This is a genomic window from Marinobacter xiaoshiensis, from assembly GCF_031631795.1.
GTDB lineage: Bacteria > Pseudomonadota > Gammaproteobacteria > Pseudomonadales > Oleiphilaceae > Marinobacter > Marinobacter xiaoshiensis.
This window is the reverse complement of sequence record NZ_JAVMBO010000007.1, coordinates 326,939-340,511: the sequence shown is the minus strand read 5'-3', so window position 1 is coordinate 340,511 and position 13,573 is coordinate 326,939. Positions and strand designations below refer to the sequence as shown.

Below are 13,573 nucleotides of genomic sequence, written 5' to 3'. Positions count from 1 at the left end.
GGGGTAATTCAAAGAGTCAAAACGAAAAAAGGCAGATCAGTGAGTAACTGATCTGCCTTTTTTTATATGGTAGCGGGGGCAGGATTCGAACCTACGACCTTCGGGTTATGAGCCCGACGAGCTACCAGACTGCTCCACCCCGCATCAAACTGGTTGGTGGTCTCTCGATCACCGTGGCGCGCATACTACGGAGCCGAAGCCGGTCTGTCAAAGACTATTCCGACTTTCGGGCAACTTATCGCTCCAGAATGGCCGTTACGCCCTGACCACCGGCTGCGCAGATTGAAATCAGCCCCCGGCCACTGCCTTTCTCTTCCAGAATCTTGGCGAGCGTAGCCACAATGCGTCCACCCGTGGCGGCAAATGGGTGGCCAGTGGCGAGGCTGCTGCCCTTCACGTTCAGTTTAGCGCGGTCGATGCTGCCCAGAGGCTTATCGAGGCCTAGCTTGTCTTTACAAAACGCAGGATCTTCCCACGCCTTGAGGGTTGAAAGAACCTGAGCGGCAAAGGCTTCGTGGATTTCGTAGAAGTCAAAATCCTGCAGCGTAATACCTGCTTTTTCTAGAAGCCGGGGCACGGCGTATGCCGGAGCCATCAGCAAGCCTTCTTTTTTGTCCACAAAGTCAACGGCGGCCACCTCAGAGAACGTCAGCCAGGCCTTTACTTCAAAATTGTTGGCTTTCGCCCACTCTTCGCTGGCCAAAAGTACGCAGGAAGCGCCGTCCGTTAAAGCCGTGCTATTCGCAGCGGTCAGGGTGCCATTCTCGCGATCGAATGCCGGCTTAAGAGTTGCCAGCTTTTCCAGCGTGGTGTCCGGGCGCAGGATATTGTCTCTCTCAAGACCCGCCAGCGGCGTCATCAAATCATCAAAGAAACCTTCTTCATAGGCTTTGAGCAGCTTCTGATGACTTTCCCATGCCAGCAAATCCTGCTCATCCCTTGGGATTGACCATTCATGAGCCGTAACCTGGGCGTGGGCACCCATGGACATGCCTGTGCGAGGCTCGCCATTTTGCGGGATATCCGGCTTCAGGTGGCTGGGGCGTATGCGGCTGAGAATCTTCAACCTGTCACCGTTAGTCTTGGCACGGTTCAGGTCCAGCAGAATTTCCCGCAGGCCTTCACTTACACCAATAGGCGCATCAGAGGTTGTATCGGTACCACCTGCAATACCACACTCAATCTGGCCGAGAGCGATTTTGTTAGCCACAAGAATGGCCGATTCCAAACCTGTGCCACAGGCCTGTTGAATATCATAAGCCGGTGTTTCCGGTGCAAGTCCACAGCTAAGTGTCGCTTCCCGGGTCAGGTTGAAGTCCCGGGAGTGCTTCATAACAGCACCTGCTACAACCTCACCAAGGCGCTTGCCCTGAAGGTCGAAGCGGTCCACCAGACCGCGCAGGGCAGACGTCAACAGCTCCTGATTGCTGATCTTGCTGTAAACAGTGTTAGAGCGAGCAAAAGGAACCCGGTTGCCGCCAAGAATCGCGACGCGACGAACGCCGTTCGCGCCCTTTTCTGCGGCTTTTGCCGCTGATGGTTTCTTCTGGTTGGACTTTTGAGCCTGTGCCATGATGCTATCCTTTCGTTAATTTTGTTCCGGAGTAAGAGGGCATGAAGAAGGGGCCTTCCAAAACCGTGCGGAGCCAGGGATGGCGGAGCCGAGCGTACAGGGACGTATTCACAGCGTGTTTTGGAAGGCTCCTTCTTCATGCCCCTACACTCAAGATAAGCAATATAGGAACGCCAGTTTAGCGCTAACTGCAGCTGTCTCATTGGCAGGCATGACAATGCCGTACAAGCGTTGAGTCAATCACATGGCTGGCGGATTCATTACTCTGTGCATCAACATGCTCCACACATCTCACCAACGCAAGGACGAAGCCATGTCTGACATCTATCTCAAACTCGTAAACACACCCGTAGGCAAAACTGCCGCACAAACCCTTGGCCTGCCATCACCTGTGCCACTGAAGCGCCTCAAGCGCGCAGATCAGCCGTTTATTGAAGGTGACGTGCTGGTTGGCGCAGGCAACGGCGGCAAAGCCATAGCGGTCATTGGCGGCGTGCTGGGTGCCAGTGCAGCCACACTGCACCATGCCAGCGGCAAAGTGTCACTGGAAGATTCATCCAAAGCTGGCAATAAAGCCAAGGCTCTGGATCTGGCTTCAGAAAACACAACAAAATTCTCGGCACTGGTATTCGACGCCACTGGCCTGAAAGGTCCTGACGACCTTCGCGCTCTTTACGATTTTTTCCACCCCACAATCAAAAAGCTTGCCGCCAATGCACGGGTTGTTGTCATAGGCCAAGACCCTGCAACTTGCCGCAAAGCACCTCAGGCTGCAGCACAGCAAGCCCTGGAAGGCTTCACTCGCGCCGTAGGTAAAGAAATCGGCAAGAAAGGCGCCACCGCCAACTTGCTCTGGATTGCACCCAATGCCGAAAAGCAACTGGAATCCAGCCTGCGATTCTTCCTGTCTGCACGGTCCGCGTATGTTTCTGGTCAGGTAGTTCGTATCGGCAAAACCACCGGCACGCCCACTACAAACCCGGTTGCGCCACTTGCCGGCAAAGTTGCACTGGTAACGGGCGCTTCAAGGGGTATTGGCGCATCTATTGCACAGACCCTGTCCCGGGATGGCGCCACGGTGATCGGGCTGGACATTGAGCCCGCGATGGAAGAGCTCGAAAAAGTTACCAACGCCATCAAGGGCAAATCTCTGGCCTGCGACATCACCGCGGCAGATGCTCCGGCAAAAATCGCAAACTTTATCGAGAAGCACTTTGGTGGCGTAGATCTGGTTATTCACAACGCCGGCATCACCCGTGACAAGACTCTGGGGAATATGCCTGAACACTTCTGGGACATGACCATCGCCGTTAACCTGACAGCTGAAGAACATATCAACGACGAACTCATGGGCCGCGACCTGCTTAAAGAAAATGGCCGTATTGTTTGCATCTCGTCTATCAGCGGCATTGCAGGGAACTTTGGGCAGACAAACTATTCAGCTGCGAAATCCGGCGTGATTGGCTATGTGGAGGCCATGGCAAAGCAGGTAAAGAACGGGGTCACCATCAACGTGGTCGCTCCCGGGTTCATTGAAACCCAGATGACAGCCGCCATGCCTATGACCCTGCGTGAAGCCGGTCGGCGCATGAACAGCCTTTCTCAAGGCGGTCAGCCTGTCGACGTAGCTGAAACCATTGCCTGGTACTGCAGCCCTGCATCTGGTGGTGTGAACGGGAACGTTGTTCGGGTGTGCGGTCAATCACTGATCGGGAAGTAAAAAAAAGGGCAAGTCCATTGGACTTGCCCTTTTTAGTATCTGGTGGGTGGTACTGGGATCGAACCAGTGACCCTCGCCTTGTAAGGGCGATGCTCTCCCAGCTGAGCTAACCACCCAGAAAGAGTGGCGGAGCGGACGGGACTCGAACCCGCGACCCCCGGCGTGACAGGCCGGTATTCTAACCAACTGAACTACCGCTCCGCATTGATCCGGCATTAATGCCTGAATCGTGTACCGAACTCAAGAGCCCGATACTTGCCTTGAAAGAAAGTGGTGGGTGGTACTGGGATCGAACCAGTGACCCTCGCCTTGTAAGGGCGATGCTCTCCCAGCTGAGCTAACCACCCACTTCAGTCACCTTTCAAAGGCACTCACTTGAATTTGCTGATATTGCCTGCGAACAGACTTCATTGCTCAACCAAGTGAGAGGCGCATTTTAAGCATTTGTTCGGCGGTGTCAAATCTTTTTCCGGAAACCCTAGAAAAACCACCAACCACTGGAATTTTCCTCCTTACGACGTTTGCGCTCCAACTCCAGTTGGGCGTACTCCTGCTCCAACTGCTCCATCTTCTGGTCTGACTCCAACGGAACCGATGGTGCACCACCAAACGGCCAGTACCAGGGCGCTGGCTTATAAAGCCCTTCACGCTCCAGCCGCTCCAACTCCAGCTCACGCTCTTCTTCCAAAAGCGCCATGCGCCGCTCGTAGTCGGCATCTTCATTGTCTTCCACAATAGATGCCGCCGCGTGGTTAGGCGCCAGCAAATCACTATTCAGGAAACGAGTCGAGACTATTTCCCCCTCCTGCATCGCGTATTCCCGTGTAACCAGGCGAAGGTCACCCTGGGCAAGCGGGTGCTCAGGATCCAGTTCGGGATGGGCCTGCGTGGGCTCAGAGAGTTCGTTGTACCGCAAATAATAAATACCGCCCGGCTCGACAGTAAATGTGGCATCGGCAATCAGGCTAAGACTGAACGAGTTTAGCCCCTCTAGCCCCAGTAGTGGCCTGCGCATGGCAACATGGCGCTCACCGGGGCTGACCACCAGCCAGGTATAGCTATCGTTTCGGATATTAAAATAGTGTGAATCATCAACGTAAACACTGGGGGCTTCAATTTCATCGTCTGCCCATTCGGAGTGAGTACGATAAAAATACAATACGGCGTGCTTGCGATCCCAATCGTCGTTATCAATATGCACGAAATCATGGCCAGACACCGGATGCAAAAACGACCCGGTGCTTTTCCCGATAGACTGGTAAATAGTGCACCCGGATACAGACAACATCGATGCAATTAACAGCACATGGAAGGAAAACGAACGCAGATTGAACGGCTCAAGAAAAGACACAGGGGTTTTCATTTTTGTTAACTCTTCATCCTTTGGTGAGTTGCCCGATCATAGCAACTGCCACGCGGTATAAATGAGAGGTACCGCAAGAGATGAATAACAAAATGTTACGAAAGTGGGCGCCCACTACCAGTGCGGCGCCACTCGGGTATATTCCAGATTAGCTACTACTGGCCGGACACCTGGCTACGAAGCTGATTAACCTCTTCTGACAACCTTACAAGCCGCGACGTAAGTTGCGCACGGGACGAATCAATCGCCTGCACATCCCTCTTGATCGCCGCCAACTCATTCCTGAGGGCCTGCTCACCGTCTTTACTGGAAAGCCCGGCCAACTTCTTCTCAAGGACAGACAAGCGCCCTTCTATGCCGCTGATCCCAAGCTTCTGCTCCTGCTCAAAACGCCGTACCCGCTGCTCAACAACCTGGTCAACATCCGCCAACTGCTTAGACAGCGTGGTCAACTGCTCTGTTGCCTGACGATTTGCAGCCTCCAACACGGCCAGGGACGTTTCTGTTTGCTTCGCTAACGCGGCCACATCGGCACCAAGCGACACCCGAACCTTCTCAACCGTAGCGCTCGTATCGGCCAATGCTTTCTGGTTTTCAGTAAGCCTGGTTTCTACCGCAGCAATCCGGTTTTGATGATCTTCCAGCTGCTTTTTGTTTCGCTCGTTTGCGATAACCCAAAGCTTCCGTATTTCACTATCCGCTGCATCCAACTGCTTCTTCTGGGCCTCCAGATTCTCAGCCAAAGACGCGCCGCTCTCTGCCAGAGTCTCTCCTGTCTCTGAAAGATCTCCCTCAAACCGCGCCAACGCCAACTTACTCTGCCGCGCCCAGTAGTCTGCCTCTTCCAACTGCGCCTCCAAAACCTGAAGCCGCTGATTCTGGGAATACCATCCCGCCACAGATGCAACAGCCACCGCAATCACCAATAGCCATAAAACAGCCAACCCAGACCGACCGCTACCGCCGCCATTGCTCGCGCTTTTGGCCTGCTTCGGTGGCTTTGGATTCCCCCCTGCGCTTTTGCTTCCACTCTTACCAACACTCTCGCCTGAAGATTTCGGCTTCTTCTGGGCAGGCGCTTTTTTTTCCGGCGTGCCGATAGGTCGTTCAGCTCTGAGCTCATCGTCATCTGGACGGATGGGTTCCATTACTACTCCTGGGTATGGGGGATTCATTTAACTGGCCCTGATAATACATGCACCTGCCAAAGGGTTGAAATGAAGAAACCAAAAGGTATGAGTTATACGTTCCCACGCCAGGGATCGGGGTACGGTAGGGGCTTATTTTCCAGGAATGTCGTAGGCCATGGACGGCCGGAGACAAGCGCACAGGGACGTGCTTGTAGCGGTTCCTGGAAAAGAAGCCCCTGCCGTACCATGCACCCAAAGACCTTCCTTGCATGGCAGATAGCCAAAACATACAATGTCCGGCTTTCCAATTATCACAGGACAGTTGCGTATGCAGCCGCTTGTAGGACTTATCATGGGCTCCAAATCCGACTGGCCCACCATGGAACACGCCGCCAACATGCTCGAAAAACTCGGCGTAGCCTATGAAACCAAAGTCGTCTCAGCCCACCGCACCCCGGATCTGCTTTTCGACTACGCGAAAAGCGCCTCCGACCGCGGCCTGAAAGTCATCATTGCAGGCGCCGGCGGCGCAGCCCACCTGCCCGGCATGGTCGCATCGCAGACCTCCTTACCCGTACTGGGCGTGCCCGTTCAGTCCAAAGCACTCAGCGGCCTTGATTCGCTACTCTCCATCGTGCAAATGCCAGGCGGCATTGCTGTAGGCACCCTGGCCATCGGCAACGCCGGTGCCACCAATGCCGGTTTACTGGCCGCACAAATTATTGGCACCTTTGATGCGGATGTGAGAAAAACGGTAGATGAGTTCCGGGCAACACAGACCCAAACAATCCTGGACAACCCTGATCCGCAAGATCAGTGAGCCCACTGACCAGTTCAGATTGCGCGGCTGGGGCAAGGCTTTCCAAAACTGTGCAGGAGCGTGCGGGCAGGGCTTTCCAAAACACGCTGTGAATACATCCATGTACGCTTGGCTCCGCCATCCATGGCTCCGCACAGTTTTGGAAAGCCCTGCCCGCCCACTCCCCCAAACTTTGATCAATGCCCGACAGCGGCAGGAGAACACAAATGAGAATTGGTGTATTAGGTGCCGGCCAACTGGGAAGAATGCTTGCCCTCGCCGGATATCCGCTGGCCAAAACCTTTGTTTTCTATGACATGTCCGGCAGCCCCAGCGCTGGTTTGGGTGAAGTTATCATTGATCGCGAAGGCAAATACCTAGACGACTTTCTCTCACGGGTAGATCGCGTAACCTACGAATTTGAACACCTTCCGGTCGGGGTCGCAGAAGCACTGGCAAAAGAAAAGCCAGTCCACCCCTGCCCCCGCGCCCTCCAGATTTGCCAGAATCGCGAAGCCGAAAAAACACTGTTCGGCGAGCTTGGCATCCCAACCCCCCAATGGAAAATTGCCGACAGCGCTGAATCCCTGAAAGCCGCTGCGGAAAGTCTGGGTTGCCCGGTTGTTGCCAAATCCAACACCGAAGGATATGACGGCAAAGGCCAGGCCGTTCTGAAAAGCCCGGAAGATGCAGAAGCCGCTTGGGAAAGCATCGGGCACCCACGGCTGATGGTCGAAAAATTTGTAGAGTTCAGCCGCGAAGTTTCTATCATTGCTGTGCGCGGTGAGGATGGCCAGCTGGCCTTCTACCCGATTTCAGAAAACGTTCACCACGAAGGGATCTTGCGCTACGCCATCGCCCCCGCACCGAAACTGGAAAAACACGTTCAGGAAGATGCCGAGCGGTATATAAAGGCATTGTTGAACGAGCTGGGGTACGTAGGTGTACTTACCCTGGAACTGTTTGAAACAGCCAACGGGCTGGTGGCCAATGAGATGGCACCCCGGGTTCACAACTCAGGGCACTGGACTATTGAAGGCGCAATGACCAGCCAGTTTGAGAACCACATCCGGGCCGTAAGCGGGCACCCACTAGGCAGCATTGAGCCCCGAGGCCTAAGCTGCATGATTAACATCATCGGAGAACACGGAGATGTTGAACGTCTGCTGGAACTCCCTTACGCTCATGTGCATCTTTACAACAAAGGTGAGCGGCCCGGGCGCAAGCTAGGCCACGTTAATGTTCTTGCGGACAGTTATGAAGAGCTGGTTTGGCGGGTCAGAAACTGCGTGCAATTTCTGCCTGGCAGCCCTGAATTCAACAGCTCACTTATCAGCAACCGTAAAGAATGAATCGCCTTAGGGGTTGATATCGATCAAATCGACCCCATATAAGGTTCGAGACACACACCATAAACAGAGAGACCAGGGAGAACGACCTCATGGCATTTGAACTTCCAGCACTACCTTACGAAAAAAACGCACTGGAACCACACATCTCTGCTGAAACGCTCGAGTATCATTACGGCAAGCACCACAACACTTACGTAACCAACCTGAACGGTCTGGTTGAAGGTACGGACAACGCCAACAAATCACTCGAAGACATTATCAAAAGCGCCAGTGGCCCATTGTTCAACAACGCTGCACAAGTGTGGAACCACACTTTCTATTGGAACTGCCTGAGCCCGAACGGCGGCGGCGAACCCAAAGGTGCGGCAAAAGAAGCAATCGAAAAGGCGTTCGGCTCATTCGAGAACTTCAAAAAAGAATTTAATGACAATGCCGCCAAAAACTTCGGTTCTGGCTGGACATGGCTGGTCAAAAAAGCAGACGGCAGTGTTGCTATTGCCAACACCAGCAATGCGGAAACACCGCTGACCAGCGCAGACAAGCCAGTACTGACTGTTGACGTGTGGGAGCACGCATATTACATCGACTATCGCAACTCCCGCCCAAACTACCTGGCCGCGTTCTGGAATCTGATCAACTGGGATTTCGTGAACGAAAATCTGGCATGATTACTCTGGCTGGATTTCAGGTTGCAGTCGGCAGTGACTGACTAAAAAACGCCCGCTTGCAGCGGGCGTTTTTTGTGGGAGAATCAGTCACACTTACAAATAAAAACGTCAGGATTCTGAAGTATTTGAAATAATCACCCATACTCTATGCAGTGTGGTTTAACCTGAACCATAATCCGCATTGTCGGCAAGGGTATAGACCCGTTTACCGACATTCCGCGGCTTTAAGTTTACGGGCGCCTGACGAACAATGCTAAAGACGGGTCTGAATGCAGAAATCCTTTGAGGTCGAAAACCGCCTTGGCTACCGCATCCTTCGGTGGATACTTGCCGTCGCGCTGGTTAGTGGTGTGATCGTAAGTGCCATACAAGTGGTACTGGATGCACAGCGCGTATCTGCTGACCTGGATAACCAGGCCCAGCAAACCATTGCCATGGTTAGAGATGCAGCCACACAAGCGGTGTTCAGTATCGATGCCGACTTGGCTAATCAGGTCGTCGATGGCTTGTTTGCCCGGGAAGCGGTACTGCTAGCCCAGATTCTTCACACCAATGGGGAACCGCTTAGCAGCCGTGAACGGCCAAAAGCTGATAGTGCGTTCAACCCATTAATAAACGCCATCTTCGACTCCAGACGCCAGTTCACCACAGTACTTACCCGTAGCGGCGACCCTGGCACCGTGTACGGCCACTTTGTAGTTCACTACGATACTGTGCCCTCGGCCCATATATGGCTGAGCCGTGCCATGATCACGTTCACTTCTGTAGTGGCTACCGCTGTTATTCTTGGCATGGTGCTGTACTTCGTTTTCTACATGCTTCTGACTCGCCCATTGTTGCGCATCGTAGACTCAGTTAAACAAGTGAACCCCGAACACCCGGACGACCGCCTGGTCGTTACACCAACCGGGCACGAGAAAGATGAGCTCGGGCTCTGGGTCAGTGCTACCAACACGCTGCTCATTGCCATTGGTGACAGCCAGAAGCGTCACCGTGAAGCCGAAGACAAGGTGAGCAGGCTTGCCCGCTACGACCAGCTTACCGGGCTACTGAGCCGGGACAGTTTTATGGAACTGTTAAAGGCCGACATTGAAGAATCCAAACACAACAACACATTATTATCTGTGATTGTTTGCGGCATCGACGACTTCAAATCCATCAACGATCAATGTGGCTTTCGCACTGGGGATTTCACCCTGCAAACTGTCGCAGACAGGTTGATAAGTACACTTAGCGGATCACGCTTTACCATCGCGCGTCTCGGTGGCGACCAGTTTGTCATCACCGAAAAGGGTCTGAAAGACGGCTTTCAAGCTGCAGATACCGCGGAAGCAATCCTCGCCACTGTCAGCGAAACCATGGGCCTCGAAGGCCAAAGCATCTCTATGACAGCAACCTTGGGCATTGCGCTTTATCCCTCCGATGCCATCCAGCCCGATCGGCTGCTGCAAAGTGCAGAACAAACCATGATGCTGGCCAAACAGAAAGGCCGGGATCACTTTCAGTTTTACGTTGCCAGCATCGACCAGGAAATCCGCGACCGCAAACAGCTGGAGAAAGATTTGTCAGAGGCCTTGGCGCTTAACCAGCTGTACCTTGTTTATCAGCCCCAAGTGAACCTTGAAACCAAGCGAGTGATTGGGGCCGAAGCCCTCCTCCGCTGGGATCACCCTGTTCGCGGGCTGGTGCCACCGGATTACTTCATACCCGTCGCAGAAAACAACGGCTCTATTGTCGAAATTGGCCAGTGGGTCCTTGAACAGGCCTGCCTACAAGCCAGGTTGTGGGCAGACAAAGGCTTGCCTTTACGCATTGCCGTAAACCTGTCTGCGGTGCAGCTACGCCAGGATCGTATTGTTGATGATATTCTGGGCACCCTGAAGCGCCATGACATTCCCGCCGGCCGCCTGGAACTGGAAGTTACCGAAACCAGTTTTATGACCAACCTTGCAGATGCAGTAGCCAAGCTTCACACGCTTAACCGCGCTGGTATCAGCATTGCAGTAGACGACTTCGGAACCGGTTATTCGTCCCTTACCTATCTCAAGAAGATGCCGGTACAGCACCTCAAAATTGATAAGCAGTTCATTCGTGACCTGCTGGTTAATGAAGAAGATACCCGCATCACTAACACCATCATTGACCTGGGAAGAAGCCTCAACCTGACAGTTGTTGCAGAAGGTGTCGAAACGGCAGAGCAGGAGTATTACCTCACCCAGCGTGGCTGCAAGCTGGCGCAGGGTTATTTCTTCAGCAAGCCCTTGCGCCCTGCAGACTTTGAGGCTTTTGTGCAGGAATTTCACCAGAAAACCGTCGAAAATGACGCATGATTCATTACATCTGAGGAGTTGCCATGGGAACTACCATTATTGGCCTGATTGTTATTGCCGTTGCCGTAATTTATCTGGTTTCTATATATAACCGCCTGGTTTCCTTGCGCAACCAATTCAAAAACGCATTTGCGCAGATTGATGTGCAACTCCAGCGCAGGCACGATCTGATTCCCAACCTGGTAGAAGCAGCCAAAGCCTACCTCGTGCATGAAAAATCAACGCTCACCCAGGTGATGGAAGCAAGAAACAATGCGGTAAGCGCCCAGAAAGATGCTGCCAGAGATCCCGGTGATGGCACCAAAATCCAACGCCTTGGCGGTGCTGAGAACCTGCTCACCAAAGCACTGGCGAATTTTTACGCCGTAGCCGAAAACTACCCGGACCTGAAAGCCAACGAGACCATTCAGCAGTTGATGGAAGAGCTTTCCAGCACAGAAAACCGGGTGTCCTTCGCCCGCCAGGCCTATAACGATGGTGTAATGAGCTACAACATCTTCCGCGAGCAATTCCCCAACAACGTAATTGCCGGCATGTTCGCCTTCAAGGAAACCTCCCAGCTTGAGCTTGAGTCTCCTGAGGCCCGCCAGGTTCCCAAAGTAGCCTTCTGAGTCTCTGAACCATGGCTCATCCCGGTTTTTTCCAGCGCCAGGCAAGTGCCCGGCGCAATACCAGTCTGCTGGTGTTCCTGTTTCTGACAGCAGTAATACTGATTACCCTGGCTGTGTGTCTGGTAGGTTATTTCGTAACCCGCAGTGAGACCTCAGGCCAACCCTTTCACCACTGGCTGCTTTCCAGCCACGGAATGATTACCGCCTCAGCAGTGGTGCTTCTCATATGCGTGGGGTCCCTCGTGCGGTGGGTAGATCTTGCCGGTGGTGGAAGCCGCGTTGCCAAAATGGTTGGTGCACGGCCTATAGACCCGGATACCCGCGACAGCGACGAGCGAAAGCTACGCAATATTGTAGAAGAAATGGCCATTGCCAGCGGGGTGCCTGTGCCCGAACTCTACATTATGGACAACGAGACAGGCATCAACGCCTTTGTAGCAGGCTACACCCCCGGTTCCGCCGTCATGGTAGTAACACACGGATCTATCACACAACTAACCAGAGATGAGCTCCAGGGCGTTGTGGGACACGAATTCAGCCACATTTTTAACGGTGACATGCGCCTGAACGTTCGCCTTATCGCTTTGCTGTCCGGCATCTTGATGATTGGGCAAATCGGCGGTTTCCTGCTTCGTTCATCGTTCTATAGCGGCGGACGAACCACAGGCCGTAACCGGGATGGCCGGGCCCAGGCGGCCATGGGCATTATCGGCATAGCCCTGTTTGTCATCGGCTATGTGGGCGTATTTTTTGGCCGCCTTATTCAGGCCGCAGTGTCGCGCCAGCGGGAAACCCTTGCAGATGCATCATCTGTGCAGTTCACCCGCAACCCGGACGGGATTGGCGGGGCTCTTTTCAAGATCGGGCTTCGAGGCAGTTACCTGGATACCACTGGCCACGCCAGTGACATGAACCACATGTGCTTTGGCGAAGCTACGCGCATGAAGTTCTCCTCTTTGCTTGCCTCTCACCCGCCTATCGACCAACGCATACACGCAATTCAGCCGGGGCTTATGGCCCGGCTCAAAAGCCGCCTGCGCGATACGGAATCAGGCGATGACCTGCGCTCTGCAACCACGAGCCAGCAGCCAGCTGGCGCATCCGGTTTTGCCAGCGCCGCTACAGACCTTTATGGCACTGCCTCCGGCAGACGAACATCCCTGTCGGGCTCTGCAATTGCCACTCACACGCCTACTCCGGCGGCCAGCATGCAAAAACTGTCAGAGAGAGTCGGCACCATCAGCCCGGAAGGGGAAGACTTTGCGGTCAAACTGCTGCAACGCTTGCCCTCAACCTTTCGCGGTTTGCTTTATACCCGGGCGGGCGCTATTCAGCTCTGTTATGCCCTGCTTATCAGTGACCTGAACCAGAAAGAACAGTCTGAACGCCTTGCCCTGCTTCCTGATAACTCGCTGTTTGGCCCACAGCCTGAACTGCTCGCAAAACTCGTTCCGACGCTCCAGAAAATCGGTGAAGCAATTCGCTTTCCGGCCCTGGAACTCGCAATGCCAGCTCTGAGAAAACTGGATCCTGAAGAGCGTGCCGAGTTGATCCGGTGTGTGAGAATGCTGGTAAAGGCAGATAATCGGGTCACCCTGTTCGAGCTGGCTCTTACCAGCTTTCTCTCCCGCCATCTCGGGGTGGATTCAGCTCGGGTAATCCCGGTGCGTTACCGCAGCTACAAGGCTGTCATGCCCGCACTGCAAAGACTTCTGAGTCTTATGGCCCGGGCTGGATCAGACAGTACACAGGAGGAAGTTAACGCCTTGTATCTTGAGGCTATGGCCGGATTTGCCAACAACGGGGATTCGGAGTACCCAATACTTGCCAAGGTAAGCATGCGCGATTTACAGGAAGCACTCAAAGCTCTTAACGGGCTCTCAGCGCTATTAAAGCCCGCAATTATTGACGCCTGTGGCCACTGCATCACCTATGACGGGGTGATTGAACCGAGAGAGTACGAACTCATGAGGCTTGTGGCGGATCAGATGGACTGCCCGATGCCGCCAATGGTGGTGTAAGGAGAA

At 53.8% G+C, this 13,573-nt stretch carries 10 protein-coding genes and 4 tRNA genes; 7 read left to right on the top strand and 7 right to left on the bottom strand.

The features are described 5' to 3' along the window. Positions 1 to 67 precede the first annotated feature (67 nt). Both RKA07_RS05355 and RKA07_RS05350 read right to left on the bottom strand, forming a co-directional pair. Positions 68 to 144, bottom strand: a tRNA-Met gene (locus RKA07_RS05355). Positions 145 to 235: 91 nt separating this feature from the next. After that, entirely contained in the window at positions 236 to 1,573 is a 1,338-nt protein-coding gene (locus RKA07_RS05350; RefSeq protein ID WP_310965802.1) for an acetyl-CoA C-acetyltransferase, read from the bottom strand. A 313-nt stretch (positions 1,574 to 1,886) separates the two neighbouring features. On the opposite strand from RKA07_RS05350, the gene RKA07_RS05345 reads away from it, so the two are divergent. Next, complete coding sequence (locus RKA07_RS05345; protein ID WP_310966017.1) at positions 1,887 to 3,293, top strand: 3-oxoacyl-ACP reductase; 1,407 nt, start codon at positions 1,887 to 1,889, stop codon at positions 3,291 to 3,293. Between the two features lie 40 nt (positions 3,294 to 3,333). On the opposite strand, the gene RKA07_RS05340 is transcribed toward RKA07_RS05345, so the two are convergent. From RKA07_RS05340 to RKA07_RS05320, 5 genes are all read right to left on the bottom strand, one after another. After that, positions 3,334 to 3,409: transfer RNA gene (locus tag RKA07_RS05340), tRNA-Val, on the bottom strand. Positions 3,410 to 3,417: 8 nt separating this feature from the next. Continuing rightward, a tRNA-Asp gene (locus tag RKA07_RS05335) sits at positions 3,418 to 3,494 on the bottom strand. 70 nt (positions 3,495 to 3,564) lie between these two features. Next, positions 3,565 to 3,640: transfer RNA gene (locus RKA07_RS05330), tRNA-Val, on the bottom strand. Positions 3,641 to 3,771: 131 nt separating this feature from the next. Next, positions 3,772 to 4,581 carry a DUF2846 domain-containing protein gene (locus RKA07_RS05325; protein WP_310966016.1) on the bottom strand — a complete coding sequence of 270 codons (810 nt, stop codon included), beginning with the start codon at positions 4,579 to 4,581 and terminating at the stop codon, positions 3,772 to 3,774. 230 nt (positions 4,582 to 4,811) lie between these two features. Next, a complete protein-coding gene (locus RKA07_RS05320; protein ID WP_310965801.1) occupies positions 4,812 to 5,804 on the bottom strand; it encodes a hypothetical protein in 993 nt (330 codons plus the stop codon). Positions 5,805 to 6,114: 310 nt separating this feature from the next. Here RKA07_RS05320 and purE point away from each other — a divergent pair, with 310 nt between their 5' ends. The 6 genes from purE (at position 6,115) to RKA07_RS05290 (ending at position 13,567) form a co-directional block, all read left to right on the top strand. Next, positions 6,115 to 6,606, top strand: a complete 492-nt coding sequence (gene purE, locus RKA07_RS05315; protein ID WP_200201192.1) for a 5-(carboxyamino)imidazole ribonucleotide mutase — start codon at positions 6,115 to 6,117, stop codon at positions 6,604 to 6,606. Between the two features lie 206 nt (positions 6,607 to 6,812). Beyond that, the gene (locus RKA07_RS05310) at positions 6,813 to 7,937 is read left to right on the top strand and encodes a 5-(carboxyamino)imidazole ribonucleotide synthase (protein WP_310965799.1); all 1,125 of its coding nucleotides are present in this window, start codon (positions 6,813 to 6,815) and stop codon (positions 7,935 to 7,937) included. Between the two features lie 89 nt (positions 7,938 to 8,026). After that, positions 8,027 to 8,605, top strand: coding sequence for a superoxide dismutase [Fe] (gene sodB / locus RKA07_RS05305; RefSeq protein ID WP_200201194.1), 579 nt, complete (start codon positions 8,027 to 8,029; stop codon positions 8,603 to 8,605). A gap of 269 nt (positions 8,606 to 8,874) precedes the next feature. Then, positions 8,875 to 10,935, top strand: a complete 2,061-nt coding sequence (locus RKA07_RS05300) for a putative bifunctional diguanylate cyclase/phosphodiesterase (RefSeq protein WP_310965798.1) — start codon at positions 8,875 to 8,877, stop codon at positions 10,933 to 10,935. A gap of 23 nt (positions 10,936 to 10,958) precedes the next feature. Continuing rightward, a complete protein-coding gene (locus RKA07_RS05295; protein ID WP_200201196.1) occupies positions 10,959 to 11,546 on the top strand; it encodes a LemA family protein in 588 nt (195 codons plus the stop codon). A gap of 11 nt (positions 11,547 to 11,557) precedes the next feature. After that, entirely contained in the window at positions 11,558 to 13,567 is a 2,010-nt protein-coding gene (locus RKA07_RS05290) for a M48 family metallopeptidase (protein WP_200201197.1), read from the top strand. Positions 13,568 to 13,573 lie beyond the last annotated feature (6 nt).

What these genes read in the sequence shown, in the direction of transcription:
- RKA07_RS05325 (WP_310966016.1), bottom strand. Translation starts at nt 4,581, where the DNA reads ATGTTGTCTGTATCCGGGTGCACTATTTACCAGTCTATCGGGAAAAGC.
- RKA07_RS05295 (WP_200201196.1), top strand. Translation starts at nt 10,959, where the DNA reads ATGGGAACTACCATTATTGGCCTGATTGTTATTGCCGTTGCCGTAATT.
- RKA07_RS05300 (WP_310965798.1), top strand. Translation starts at nt 8,875, where the DNA reads ATGCAGAAATCCTTTGAGGTCGAAAACCGCCTTGGCTACCGCATCCTT.
- RKA07_RS05290 (WP_200201197.1), top strand. Translation starts at nt 11,558, where the DNA reads ATGGCTCATCCCGGTTTTTTCCAGCGCCAGGCAAGTGCCCGGCGCAAT.
- RKA07_RS05310 (WP_310965799.1), top strand. Translation starts at nt 6,813, where the DNA reads ATGAGAATTGGTGTATTAGGTGCCGGCCAACTGGGAAGAATGCTTGCC.
- RKA07_RS05320 (WP_310965801.1), bottom strand. Translation starts at nt 5,804, where the DNA reads ATGGAACCCATCCGTCCAGATGACGATGAGCTCAGAGCTGAACGACCT.
- RKA07_RS05350 (WP_310965802.1), bottom strand. Translation starts at nt 1,573, where the DNA reads ATGGCACAGGCTCAAAAGTCCAACCAGAAGAAACCATCAGCGGCAAAA.
- purE (WP_200201192.1), top strand. Translation starts at nt 6,115, where the DNA reads ATGCAGCCGCTTGTAGGACTTATCATGGGCTCCAAATCCGACTGGCCC.
- RKA07_RS05345 (WP_310966017.1), top strand. Translation starts at nt 1,887, where the DNA reads ATGTCTGACATCTATCTCAAACTCGTAAACACACCCGTAGGCAAAACT.
- sodB (WP_200201194.1), top strand. Translation starts at nt 8,027, where the DNA reads ATGGCATTTGAACTTCCAGCACTACCTTACGAAAAAAACGCACTGGAA.